Source organism: Calditrichota bacterium (assembly GCA_016867835.1).
Taxonomy (GTDB): domain Bacteria; phylum Electryoneota; class AABM5-125-24; order Hatepunaeales; family Hatepunaeaceae; genus VGIQ01.
Map to the genome: position 1 here is coordinate 39,670 of VGIQ01000005.1, position 11,716 is coordinate 51,385.

11 protein-coding genes and 1 tRNA gene are annotated in these 11,716 nt (G+C 56.4%); 11 read left to right on the plus strand and 1 reads right to left on the minus strand.

Annotated elements, in window-relative coordinates:
- Nucleotides 1-10: 10 nt before the first annotated feature.
- The 9 genes from FJY67_01300 to FJY67_01340 all read left to right on the plus strand — a co-directional run bounded on the left by FJY67_01300 (nt 11) and on the right by FJY67_01340 (nt 7,102).
- Nucleotides 11-1,309 (plus strand): adenylosuccinate synthase, encoded by a 1,299-nt coding sequence (locus FJY67_01300; GenBank protein ID MBM3328096.1) that lies wholly within the window; start codon nt 11-13, stop codon nt 1,307-1,309.
- A gap of 50 nt (nt 1,310-1,359) precedes the next feature.
- A tRNA-Lys gene (locus FJY67_01305) sits at nt 1,360-1,432 on the plus strand.
- Between the two features lie 106 nt (nt 1,433-1,538).
- The gene (locus tag FJY67_01310) at nt 1,539-2,864 is read left to right on the plus strand and encodes an MFS transporter (GenBank protein ID MBM3328097.1); all 1,326 of its coding nucleotides are present in this window, start codon (nt 1,539-1,541) and stop codon (nt 2,862-2,864) included.
- A 58-nt stretch (nt 2,865-2,922) separates the two neighbouring features.
- The gene (locus tag FJY67_01315) at nt 2,923-3,339 is read left to right on the plus strand and encodes a response regulator (protein ID MBM3328098.1); all 417 of its coding nucleotides are present in this window, start codon (nt 2,923-2,925) and stop codon (nt 3,337-3,339) included.
- Nucleotides 3,340-3,395: 56 nt separating this feature from the next.
- Nucleotides 3,396-3,932, plus strand: coding sequence for a hypothetical protein (locus FJY67_01320; protein ID MBM3328099.1), 537 nt, complete (start codon nt 3,396-3,398; stop codon nt 3,930-3,932).
- Nucleotides 3,685-4,497, plus strand: coding sequence for a Rieske (2Fe-2S) protein (locus FJY67_01325; protein ID MBM3328100.1), 813 nt, complete (start codon nt 3,685-3,687; stop codon nt 4,495-4,497). Before FJY67_01320 ends, FJY67_01325 begins: the two co-directional genes overlap by 248 nt.
- Complete coding sequence (locus tag FJY67_01330; GenBank protein ID MBM3328101.1) at nt 4,494-5,561, plus strand: cytochrome bc complex cytochrome b subunit; 1,068 nt, start codon at nt 4,494-4,496, stop codon at nt 5,559-5,561. Before FJY67_01325 ends, FJY67_01330 begins: the two co-directional genes overlap by 4 nt.
- A 9-nt stretch (nt 5,562-5,570) precedes the next feature.
- The gene (locus FJY67_01335) at nt 5,571-6,863 is read left to right on the plus strand and encodes a hypothetical protein (protein ID MBM3328102.1); all 1,293 of its coding nucleotides are present in this window, start codon (nt 5,571-5,573) and stop codon (nt 6,861-6,863) included.
- Between the two features lie 26 nt (nt 6,864-6,889).
- A complete protein-coding gene (locus tag FJY67_01340) occupies nt 6,890-7,102 on the plus strand; it encodes a twin-arginine translocase TatA/TatE family subunit (protein ID MBM3328103.1) in 213 nt (70 codons plus the stop codon).
- A 53-nt stretch (nt 7,103-7,155) separates the two neighbouring features.
- On the opposite strand, the gene FJY67_01345 is transcribed toward FJY67_01340, so the two are convergent.
- On the minus strand, nt 7,156-8,178 hold the full coding sequence (locus tag FJY67_01345; protein MBM3328104.1) for an inositol monophosphatase: 1,023 nt from the start codon (nt 8,176-8,178) through the stop codon (nt 7,156-7,158).
- A 1,052-nt stretch (nt 8,179-9,230) separates the two neighbouring features.
- Here FJY67_01345 and FJY67_01350 point away from each other — a divergent pair.
- Together FJY67_01350 and FJY67_01355 are read left to right on the plus strand one after the other, a co-directional pair.
- On the plus strand, nt 9,231-10,742 hold the full coding sequence (locus FJY67_01350) for an FAD-dependent thymidylate synthase (GenBank protein MBM3328105.1): 1,512 nt from the start codon (nt 9,231-9,233) through the stop codon (nt 10,740-10,742).
- Nucleotides 10,739-11,602 carry a hypothetical protein gene (locus tag FJY67_01355; protein MBM3328106.1) on the plus strand — a complete coding sequence of 288 codons (864 nt, stop codon included), beginning with the start codon at nt 10,739-10,741 and terminating at the stop codon, nt 11,600-11,602. The genes FJY67_01350 and FJY67_01355 overlap by 4 nt, the downstream gene beginning before the upstream one ends.
- The last annotated feature ends 114 nt before the right edge of the window (nt 11,603-11,716 follow it).

Sequence of the window (11,716 nt, forward strand, 5' to 3'; positions counted from 1 at the left end):
CGGTACCTTAATGCCGGTAACGATTGTTGTCGGCGGACAGTGGGGGGATGAGGGCAAGGGGAAGATCGTCGATCTACTGACCAGCCAGGCCGATATCGCAGCCCGCTATCAGGGCGGCGCCAACGCCGGGCACACGGTAGTCCTGGAAGGTCGCAAATATATCCTGCACTTGATACCGTCGGGTATCTTGCATCCCGACTGCGTCTGCGTATTGGGAGCCGGCTGTGTCATCGACCCGGCGCAACTCCTTGAGGAGATCGAGCAACTTGAGACTGCCGGTATCGAGGTAGTCGGACGGCTCTTTGTGAGCCATCAGGCTCACCTCATTATGCCGTATCACAAAGTGTTGGATGAGTTGAACGAGCGGTCACTTGGCAGCCGGGCAATCGGTGTAACCGGTCGGGGTATCGGTCCCGCTTACACCGACAAATATACCCGCACCGGAATCCGCATCGTCGATTTGCTCGACCGCGACCTCTTCGTAGAAAAACTCGATTCCAATCTGGCTGCCAAGAACCGACTGATTCAGCAGGTTCATGGCGAGCCGGCCCTCGACCGGGATACGGTGATCAACTACTATATCGAATTCGACCGCCGGATAGACCCTCTGGTCAAGGATGTGTCGCGATACTTGAACGACGCCATCGATGCCGGTTTAAAGGTCGTTTGCGAGGGTGCTCAGGGGACGTTTCTCGATGTCGATTGGGGGACCTATCCGTTCGTAACTTCCTCCAGCCCTACGGCTGGTGGAGCCATGACCGGGCTCGGCATCGGTCCGACCCGGGTCGATGGGGTGTTAGGCGTGATCAAGGCTTACACAACTCGGGTCGGTCAGGGTCCGTTTCCAACGGAGTTTGACGCCGAATTGAATGCCCGGGTTCGCAGTGCCGGCGATGAATTTGGATCTACGACCGGCCGGGCGCGTCGCTGTGGATGGTTCGATGCAGTGATGGCGCGTTATGCTGCACGGGTTAACGGTATAGAGTCCTGGGCTTTAACGAAACTCGATGTCCTATCGCACTTCGATCAGATTAGTATCTGCAATGGCTACGAATACGACGGGCGAAGGATAGAAGAATTCCCGGCTGAAACCCGTGTGATAGGTTCCTGCCGACCGATCCTTGAGGAGATGCCGGGGTGGGGCGAGCCTATATCGCACCTCAGACACTTCTCCGATCTTCCTTTGCAGGCACAGCGTTACATCAAACGCATCGAGGAACTGACCGGCACTCCGGTGGAAATCGTCTCCGTGGGCAGCGACCGTGCCGAGACGATTGTCAGGGAAAATGGCCGGGATGTGGTTCAGTAGTTCCGAATCACCCCCTTTCCGATAGATTGGGTTCAAGCAACATACATATCGGGGGTGTAGCTCAGCTGGTAGAGCACCGGCCTTTTAAGCCGATGGTCGTGGGTTCGATCCCCGCCACCCTCACTGCCTGCCCGTTAAGGGTTCAATCCTGCAGGTATATGACCAACCTCTATAAGGCAGGACAGACAAAGCCCCGTCAATCCGGGGCTTTGGCCGTTTTGGGGTGCTTATGAAGCGTCCTGAATGGCTCACCCGACCGATCCTCGGCTGGGTCTCCTACGACTTTGCCAATTCGGCATTCGCAACGACGGTCCTGGCGGTGATCTTCAACCGCTATTTTTCAGAGGTCGTCGCGGGCGGCGAATCCGGGACGCTGTTCCGCTTCTTTGGACAGGAAGTCCGTCTAAATGGTGCGACAGTCTGGAGTTACATCGTCGCCCTCTCGACCGGGTTGGTGGCCATCACCTCTCCAATACTGGGAGCCATTGCGGATCAGGCTGGCTGGCGCCGGTTGATGCTGGGTCTATTCACCTATATAGGTGTCGTCGCAACCCTGGGGCTCTCCCTGGTGGGGGAGGGGGAAGTTGGATCCGGATCGCTGCTCTTCATAGTTGCCAATTTCGGCTTTGCCGGCGCGCTTGTCTTTTATAATGCTTTTCTGGTAGATCTTGGTACGGCGCAAACCTATGGCCGTATATCGGGACTGGCGTGGGGGGTGGGATATGTAGGAGGCGGACTCTGTCTGGTATTGAATTTGCTTATGCTTCAGAAACCGTCAGTGCTTGGCTTTGGCCCGGAGCCGTTTAGTGTAGGGGCCTGTGTAGCGGTCTCGGGTCTGTGGTGGGGTATTTTTACGCTTCCAACACTTTTATGGGTGCGCGATAAGGCGAAGCCGAAACGGAATGTGGGCATTGTCCGGCTGACCTTCCTGAGTTGGCGAAGGGTCATTGAGACGCTCCGGCAGGTGCGCCGCTATCGACAACTGGCGCGTTTCCTGATCGCCTATCTCTTTTTCAATGACGGTATTGAGACGGTGATTGTGATGGCATCGATCTTCGGAGCCCAGGTGATTGGGATGGAAGCCGGTGAACTGGTGCTTTTCTTTATCATGATCCAGGGAACAGCGCTTATAGGTTCGCTCATATTCGGCTATCTGGCAGACCGCATCGGCAACCGGCGGACACTGCTCCTCTCGCTATGGGTCTGGCTGGCAGTTGTTCTCTGGGCTTACAAGATCGGCTGGCTGTTCGATATGCGGACGGAATACTACTTGCTTGGCATTCTGGTCGGTCTGGTGATGGGGGGGAGTCAGGCTGCAGCGCGTTCACTGCAGGCGCTCTTTACACCATCCGCACACTCGGCGGAGTTCTTTGGGTTTTTCTCGGTAAGCGGCAAGGTCGCATCAGTCTTTGGGCCGCTTGTTTATGGGACTGCCATCTATTTTACCGGTGGGCTGCAATCCGGCATCCTGGCCCTTGGACTCTTCTTCATTGTCGGAATAATCCTGCTCATCACGGTGAATGAAGGTGAAGGCCTTGCCGTCGCAAGGTCTTAGATAAAGAGCTGTTCAAATGCGTTGACAAGAGTTAGATGTCTGCTTATATTGATGCACTATGACACTGGAAACGACTTCGATCCTCAGGACCGTCAAGGCGGTTGTCCCGTCGCGAATCCTGATCGTCGATGACGAGCGGCCAATCGGCGAGTTTCTGACCGAGTTCCTGACTGAAAAGGGCTATGAAGTCTTCTTCGCCGACAACGGTCCGGATGCCTTGACGCTGGTCAAGCGCATTCGGCCTCATGTTGTCCTGCTCGACATCAACATGTTTGGTATGAACGGCTTGGAGACCTTGCGCCGCATCAACGAGATCGACCCTCGGGTCGGGGTTTTAATGGTAACTGCGATGCGCGAGGAGGAGATCGGTCGCGAAGCGCTTCAACTTGGCGCGGTTGATTTCATCACCAAGCCGATCGACTTCGACTATCTCGAATCGAGTCTGCTTTATAAACTGTCGGCTATGCTGGAGTAGAATCGCTCGGAGCGATCTTACCCGTCTACATATCAACTGTTCGGAGAATCCACCTAATGAAGCGAATCGTATCCATTGTCATCGCGGGGCTCATTACGAGTTCCCTGTCCATCGCCCAGGACAAGCCGGCCGAGAAAAAGCCGGTCTTCGAAGGCGCCAAGAAGTGCATGATCTGCCACAAGGGCGATGCCAAGGGCAACGTTCATGAGAAGTGGCTCGCTTCCAAGCATGCCAATGCCTTTCAGACGCTGGTGAACAAGAAGGACGGCTCTGAGAAGAAGCCGGAGTGCCTCGCCTGCCACACAACCGGCTACGACAAGAGCGGTTACAAGGTTGGCGCTGAGAATGCAGCACTGTTCGAAGGCGTTCAGTGTGAAGCATGCCACGGCGCCGGAAGCGACTACCGGACCATTCACGGCAAAGATCTTGCCGCCGCCGCCAAAGCCGGTTTCGTCGCCAAGCCAACCGAGGCGACCTGTAAGGAATGTCATAACGATAAGAGCCCGACCTTCGACAAGGACAAGCCCTTCAAGTTCGAAGAGATGCACAAGAAGATCGACCACCGCTACAAGGCGGCCAAGGCCGGCAACTAAACGGGGCAGTGCGGTATGTCAAAGTGCCGCAACGGGTGATTGGAAGCCCCTGCCTTCAGCGGGCGGGGGCTTCACCATATGGCGAACGAGGAGTCCTTTGGAACAGCACTCTCCACCGCCTCTTACCAGGCGAAAGTTTCTCGACCACTTCCTGACCGGGACGGGTTTGGCCGCGCTTGCGGGTGTGGTCTATCCGCTATTCCGCTATCTGACGCCGCCGCCTCAGGAAGAAGCCGTTGTCTCATCGGTCAACTTGGGGCCAGCCAAAGACTTCCCCCCCGGCAGCGGGAAGATATTCCGGCTCGGCAGCAAGCCCGGCATTCTGGTTCGCGGTGTAGATGGGAAGTTCCGCGCCTATTATGCGACGTGCACTCACCTGGACTGCATCGTCCAATATGACGGCCGTGCCGACAACATCTGGTGTGCCTGCCATAACGGTCGCTACGACCTTAACGGGCGAAACGTCTCCGGACCTCCGCCCCGACCGCTTACTGCACTAAACGTCAACGTCCTGCCCGACTCGGAGGAGATCCTGATCACCCTCGCTGAAGGAGGCAAAGGATGATCGCCCGTCTCTTTAACTGGATCAACAGCCGCTATAAGATCGAGAAACTGCTCTACTTCTCGCGTGAGAAGTCGGTTCCGCTTCATAGGGGCACAATGTGGTATTACTTCGGCGGGATCACACTCTTTCTGTTCGGAGTGCAGGTCATCACCGGTCTGGTGCTTCTCTTTTACTATCGCGTAGGGTCGGATGCCTCTTTCGAGAGCGTCAAGTTCATCATAACGCAAGTGAAATTCGGCTGGCTTCTCCGCTCGATGCACTCCTGGTCTGCAAATCTGATGGTGCTGGCGGCGATCATCCATATGATGAGTGTCTTCTTTCATCGTTCCTACCGTAAGCCGCGCGAGATGACCTGGGTGACCGGAGTGACGATGCTCTTTCTGCTGATGGTCTTCGGTTTTTCGGGCTACCTCCTGCCATGGAATGAACTCGCCTTCTTTGCGACCAAGGTAGGAACCGACAGTGCACGGGCAATTCCCCTTATCGGCGATTTCCTTCTTAAACTGATGCGTGGAGGATCGGATGTAACCGGAGCCACCTTGTCACGCTTCTTCGGGCTGCATGTCTCGGTCCTTCCGCCGATCTTCACAGGCCTTCTGGCGCTGCATCTCTTTTTCGTTCAGGTGCAGGGTATGTCGGAGCCGCTCGAATCGGCGGGGCATGGCAGGAAACGGACGATGCCCTTTCTGCCTGACTTTCTCCTGCGAGACCTGATGGTCTGGCTGGTGACGTTCGACATCCTGCTTCTCCTTTCGGTCTTTTTCCCCTGGGAGTTGGGCGTCAAAGCCGATCCCTTCTCACCCGCGCCCGCCGGCATCAAGCCGGAGTGGTATTTTCTATTCGTTTTTCAGTCTCTCAAGATGCTTCCGGCTCACATTTGGGGCATCGAAGGCGAGGTGCTGGGGGTGATGGTGATGGGTGTGGGGGCCGGCGTGCTCTTTATCCTTCCCTGGCTAGATAGGGCATCATCGCAGGGACTAAGGAATCGCCTTTTCGATGTGATCGGCGTCTTTGGGCTGCTCTATTTTGCAACGTTCACCATTCTCGGCTATCTGATCGACTGAGGAAGACCAATGCCAAATCAACTAAGAATCTTCCTGCCGGTAGGCGTCGCCGTGGTAGCCTATGCACTTGGAGCGATAGCCGCCTTCGCTGCCGCGCCGAACTCCTGTGTGGACTGCCATTCGCAGATACACGAGCAGATCATTGCCGACTCAAAGGAGGATGTTCATACCCGGGTTGGGCTCACCTGCGTCAGTTGTCATGGTGGAAATCCGTCGATTGCGGACGAAAAGTCGATGGATCCTAAGGAAGGCTTCATCGGTGCGCCCAAGCCGAAGGACATCCCCCAATTCTGCGCCCGGTGCCATAGCGACCCGGCCTATATGCGCCCCTACAATCCGTCACTGCCGGTCGATCAACTCGAAAAGTATGCGACCAGCCGCCACGGGGAGTTACTCAAGAAGGGCGATGCCAAGGTCGCCACCTGCATCAGTTGTCACAAGAGCCATGGCATCCTGCCGGCTTCGAATACGCGTTCGTCTGTACATCCGCAGAAGGTGCCGTTGACTTGTTCGATGTGCCATTCCGATGCAAACTACATGGCCGAATACGGCATCCCGACCAATCAATTCGCCCAGTATGCCGACTCGACGAATGTGCATGGCTATGCGCTCTTTGTGAAGGGCGACATTGGCGCACCGGCTTGTAATGACTGCCACAGCAATCATGGTGCATTACCGCCCGGGGTCGAGCAGGTAGGACAGGTCTGCACACAATGCCATGCGCTGAACGGGGAGTTTTTCAGGACGAGTCCGCACAAGGATGGCTTCGATGCCCTGGGTCTGATGGAATGCGCGTTCTGCCATCAAGCCTCGCCCGATTTGAACGACCCGAAGGCGCGTATCCATACTATCGTCAGCCCGAAGCACAGCATGATCGGCACCAAAGAGCCTTCGCTTTGCGCTAAATGCCATAGCGGCGATCCAGGTGCTGAGATGGCTGCGGTGGTGTCGAAGGACCTCGATTCGCTTGAGGCACGGCTCCATCATGCCCGCGAACTTCTTGAGCGCGCAGAACGGAGGGGGCTTGAAGTATCGGATGCACAATGGAAATTGAAGAGTGAGGTCTTGCAGGCGCGAATGGAACTGCGCACCTCAATCCACTCCTTCAATCTGAAGCAATATGTCCCCTTCTACGAGCGCGCCGATACGGCACTGAACAGTGTAGTCATCGCAGGGATTGCCGCAGCCGATGAGACCCGACACCGGATTACGTATTACATTGTGATGACCGTGATCATCGCGCTACTGGTAGCCGGTCTTGGGCTAAAGATGCGCGACATCGAGCGGTCGCGTAAAGAGTAGTCGTTAAAGGCTTTGACGGAGGCACTATGCGGCTTGGACCGTGGGAAATCGCCTTGATCGTAATGTTCGTGATCGTCCTCTTTGGTGCGCGCAAGATTCCTGAGATAATGCGCGGTTTCGGATCCGGAATCAAGGAGTTTAAGAAGGGGATGAAGGAAGAGGATGCGGAGTCCGCGAGTGCCGGTCCGACGCCGCCGATGAACAGCGGTCCCAACGGCCGGCCTCCGGAAGGTAAATAATCTCACGTGCCGTGAGGAGGAACGAGCAAGTTAAATGCAAGCGCCCGGCCGTGTCAGTTTCGGTCGGGCGCTTTGTTCACTTGACGGGGAATCGGAAAGTGCTCGGCGGCAAGTTGCAAAACGGTGCTCAACACCGGCTCCCGTCCGGCTACGATGTCACCCTGGGTTAGAATGTCGTTCTGGCCTTGAAAGTTCGTTATCATGCCGCCTGACTCTTGAATGATCAGGCTGCCCGCTGCGATGTCCCAGGGCGAAAGATCGAGTTCCCAGAAGCCGTCGAATGTTCCGGTGGCAACATAGCAGAGATCTACGGCTACCGCACCGGGACGGCGGATGTTGGCACATTGCTCCATAAGTTCGGAGAGCATCGCGAGGTAAGGCTTGCGGTAGCCTGCGACTCGAAAGGGGAATCCAGTGCAGAGTAGGGCAGAACTGAGAGGGCGGGAGGCATTCAGGCGAGGGAGGGGGGTCTCGTTTCGACGGACACCTTCACCTCGAGCCGCTGAAAAGGTCTCATCAAAGGTCGGTATGGCAATCGCCCCGGCGAAGATATCGCCCCAAGTTTCACCGGTCTTGGGATGGCTTTCTATGGCAATCGAAACCGCCCAAATGGGCAGCCCGCGCAGGAAGTTAGTTGTCCCGTCAAGTGGGTCGATGATCCAGGTCCAAGGCGAGTCATTGCTTCCCGAGAGGTAGCCGGCTTCTTCTGTCAGAAAGGCGGCGCCGGGCAATTCCCGACTTAGGAACTCCAGAATAGACGCCTCGGCAGCCCGGTCGGCTTCGCTTACCCAGTCGTTGGTGCGTTTGGCAAAGATCGAGTCGGGATTCACATGCCCGAAGAGTCTCTTTAACAGTTGCCCTGCATCATTAGCGGCGCGGCAGGCTAATAGTCTTAGTTCTTCGCCTTCGGTCACCGACGCCCGCCAGACCTGCGAATCCGCCTCCGAAAGGTGATCAATCCAATCCCACTCATCAATATGACCAGTATGCCCAGGATATTGACGTAGTCGGGAAGGATCGCTACGGCTATCATAAAGCCGTCCGATCTTTGAAGGGTCTCGCCTTTGAACTCCCAAACCACCTTACGAGGCGATTCCCGGTCGCCATTGGTGCGGATGAGGATGCCGGGCAGCGACGCCTTCACTTCAAACTTGTCGTCCTGTAAATCGCGAGTTGCTTTGTACTCTTGCTCGAGGGCGTCGGCGATGTCGCCAATCATCGGTATCCGGGCGGGATCCACAAAGTCGGCAAAGCGGCCCAGGAACTGCGGCCGCAGGTCTTCCCACCAGTCGAGATTGGCGGATTCGGGATTCGGGATGTCGAGACTATTAAGGTATCGGCGCAGGTCATCAGCCCAGCCGGTTCGGGTGATGCTGTGAACATCGCTGCCGCTGTCGGGAAGCGCGATGCCGCGGCTTTGAGCAATACTCCAAAGGCGATCGAAGGCGCGTTCGTAACGGGCGCGGTTCCACTGGATGATTCCGAGGGCGAACATTTTCTCGAGTTCTTCTTCACGACCGGGTGCCAGTGCCTGGCGCGACTCATCATCCTCCAAAGCATGGCATTCGGGAGGAATGAAATCCCATGTATCGCCGTAACGAGCAAGGTATTCGCGAGAGCCGAAGAGACCGGCGAATCGATAGATCGTGTAGAGCGGATTGCGGTTCAGATCGAGGATGAAACTTCGCGAGGGGTAAATGGTGTCGGCGGGCAGCCTTGCCCAGTCGAATAGGCGCCCCCAATCGTCCACGGAGACTGCTCTGGCACTTGCGGTGATGCGGTGAACGGTCTTGCCTTCGCGCTCTTCGACCGTGCGGTTCATCTCCCAAATCGTTGAATCGGGGTGCAGTTCAAGTCCATCCTCAAGGTCGGCGACATCACCGCTCACTTCATAAACGATGTTTGCACTCCCGTCGGGATGGATCACGAATTCATAGGAATGCTGAAGACAGCCGGCCAGGAAGGCGAGAATGAGGGGAAGGCACCAGAAGGAGTTATATAGGCGGCGCATCAACAATAAATATATGTCGGCTTTAACGGCACTCCAAAGAGCAGGGATCAGGGCGACGGGCAACTTGTATGAAAGGGACGGGGGGATTAGATTGGAATCAGTCATCATAGGAACCCCATGCGTGTAACGTTGGCCGGTTTCAATGTAGATACCGGCTATTTCGAAGCTGTCCAAAAGATACTGCGTGAAGTCGTGGATCCGGACCTCTCCCCGATTGACCGTCGTGAAATTTTGATGCGTTTCGAGCAGGAGCCGGTCACTCCTGAGACCATCTCGGCAGCCTACGCCCGGATCAGTCGCAGCGAAAAGAGCGTCCGGGACCTCCGCATCGACGCCCGGGCCTCGGTTGCGCGTGCCCGTCAATCTAACGAGCGGATAGTCTTTGGTCTGGGGCACGCCTCGGTCGCCGAACATGCCGTCTTCAACATCGACATAACCGACGCTTCCCGACTGGCACTCGAGGACCTTGAAGCCCACCGGCTCACTTCGTTTACCGAAGCTTCGCAGCGATACATTTCTATGAAGGGCGAGTATGTTCTTGCTCAAGAGTTAGAAAGTAGTGAACTTAGAGACGAATGCCGCGCTCACTTCGAGTCGCTCTTCGAAAACTATCGCGAACTGTCGGACGAACTTACCTCCTTTCACCATGACCTGCCGGAAAAAGAGCGCGTCGGTCGGGCGCGTGAAGATGCGAGGTATCTTCTCCCACTCGCTTGTCCCGGTCAGGTCGGAATGACGGTCAATGCACGCACCGCTGAGGTGATGATTCGCCGGTTTGCCGGTTCAAGCCTCTCTGAGGTGCGTGAAATGGGCCGTCAAATGCACCACGAACTGCGCCGGCTTGTCCCTTCGCTGATCAAATACACCGAACCTAATCCCAAGCGCGCTGAGGCGGAGGACGATCTTACTCAAGCAGCGCACAATCTGATGAACGGAACGGAGATGCATAGGGGAGTCTCTGCCCGACAGGAAGTGCAACTGCTCGCCTCCCCGAACGAACAGGAACTTCAGGTCGTATCGGCGCTGCTCTTTCGTGCCGGTGGCAGGTCGTTTGAGGAAGCGCGATCCTGTGCCAGAGCAATGGGCGGGCGCGAGCGGCAGCGGCTATTGGCGACGGCGCATCGCTACATAAACGAGCACGACGAGGTGCTTCGCGAAATGGAGTTGGCAGTCTTCCAGTTTGAGGTTGTCCTGTCAGCATCGGCTTTTGCGCAATTGAAACGGCACCGGATGGCCACTATTGTTCGCCAGCCGTATGACCCCGCGTTAGGTGTGACCATACCACCCGCCATTGAGGAAGCCGGGCTTGCGGTGAGGTTTCTTGCAGCGTTGGAACCTGGGGAAGTCCTGTTTAAGAAGATCGGTGATGTGCTGCCAAAGGAGGCATCAGTCGCAGCCAGCTATGTCCTCTCTAATGCCCATCACCGCCGGGTTATTTTTCAGGCCAATGCGCGGGAGTTGACACACCTTTCGCGACTGCGAATGGATGCCCATGCGCAATGGGACATCCGCCGACTTGCCGGACAAATGATCGAGTTGGCTCGCGATGCGGCTCCGGTGCTGATGATGTTCGCAGCCGGTAAGGACAGTTTTGCGGCAGTTAACAAACGGATCGGTGAGTTTCTGTGAAGCGAACTCTTACGCTGGTATTTCTGTCACTCATCCTCTGCGGCTGCGGTCTCAGCAACCGGCTGGTCGTCCGGATGAGCCGCCCCCTGATCGAAGGCACGATGGAGGCAATCCTCTCGGAAACGGATCCGGAGATAGCCCGGACGGCAATGGAGGCACATCTTAAACTGCTCGAGGGGATGATCGTCACGGCTCCCAATGACCGGCAACTTCTGACGCTCGCCGCCCAAGGATTTACGGGTTATGCCCTGCTCTTTGTTGAGGCGGAGTCTAAGGAACGGGCATCGGGCTTCTACCTGAGAGGTAAGGAGTATGGACTCCGGGCGCTATTCACAGGGCAGAGCAAGTTAGGCCAACAGGATCCAACCTTTACAGAATGGGAGCGGGCGGTAAGACGACTTGACAGAAGCGATGTCGCTGCGGCCTACTGGACCGGTGCCGCATGGAGCGCTTATATCAATCTGAATCGTGACCGACCAGCAGCCATTGCCTCGTTTGCCCGTGCCAGGCTGCTCTTCGAGCAAGTCTATCGTCTCGACCCAAATTACTACTATTCCGGCCCGAGGTGGATGCTCGGACTTTCCTATGCCGGACTTCCCAAAATGGTCGGTGGAGGCCCTGAAATTGCCTGGCCTTTCTTTAGGGAAGCGCTCGACGCTGACGGCGACCGGTTTCTTTTAGGCAAAGTGCTTTGTGCTGAATACTACGCCGTGAGTGCCGGTGATTCGGTGCTTTTTCGACGGTTGCTTCAGGAGGCGATTATACCACCGCCAGTCGAACCTCCCGAATTACGGCTTCTTAACCGGATGGCTGCCCGGCGGGCAGCGGAGTTACTCAGGCGTATCGAGGAGTTGTTTTGACTAACTTTCGGGAATATAGAACGCGACTATGCCTTCTGTTAGGGCTTCTGGCTCTGGTATTGGGTGTAGAAGTTGCGAGCGGGATGACCCTGATTCGCTTTGCGACGTTGGCGC

What these genes read in the sequence shown, in the direction of transcription:
- FJY67_01320 (MBM3328099.1), top strand. Translation starts at nt 3,396, where the DNA reads ATGAAGCGAATCGTATCCATTGTCATCGCGGGGCTCATTACGAGTTCC.
- FJY67_01315 (MBM3328098.1), top strand. Translation starts at nt 2,923, where the DNA reads ATGACACTGGAAACGACTTCGATCCTCAGGACCGTCAAGGCGGTTGTC.
- FJY67_01300 (MBM3328096.1), top strand. Translation starts at nt 11, where the DNA reads ATGCCGGTAACGATTGTTGTCGGCGGACAGTGGGGGGATGAGGGCAAG.
- FJY67_01340 (MBM3328103.1), top strand. Translation starts at nt 6,890, where the DNA reads ATGCGGCTTGGACCGTGGGAAATCGCCTTGATCGTAATGTTCGTGATC.
- FJY67_01335 (MBM3328102.1), top strand. Translation starts at nt 5,571, where the DNA reads ATGCCAAATCAACTAAGAATCTTCCTGCCGGTAGGCGTCGCCGTGGTA.
- FJY67_01350 (MBM3328105.1), top strand. Translation starts at nt 9,231, where the DNA reads ATGCGTGTAACGTTGGCCGGTTTCAATGTAGATACCGGCTATTTCGAA.
- FJY67_01310 (MBM3328097.1), top strand. Translation starts at nt 1,539, where the DNA reads ATGAAGCGTCCTGAATGGCTCACCCGACCGATCCTCGGCTGGGTCTCC.
- FJY67_01330 (MBM3328101.1), top strand. Translation starts at nt 4,494, where the DNA reads ATGATCGCCCGTCTCTTTAACTGGATCAACAGCCGCTATAAGATCGAG.
- FJY67_01325 (MBM3328100.1), top strand. Translation starts at nt 3,685, where the DNA reads ATGCAGCACTGTTCGAAGGCGTTCAGTGTGAAGCATGCCACGGCGCCG.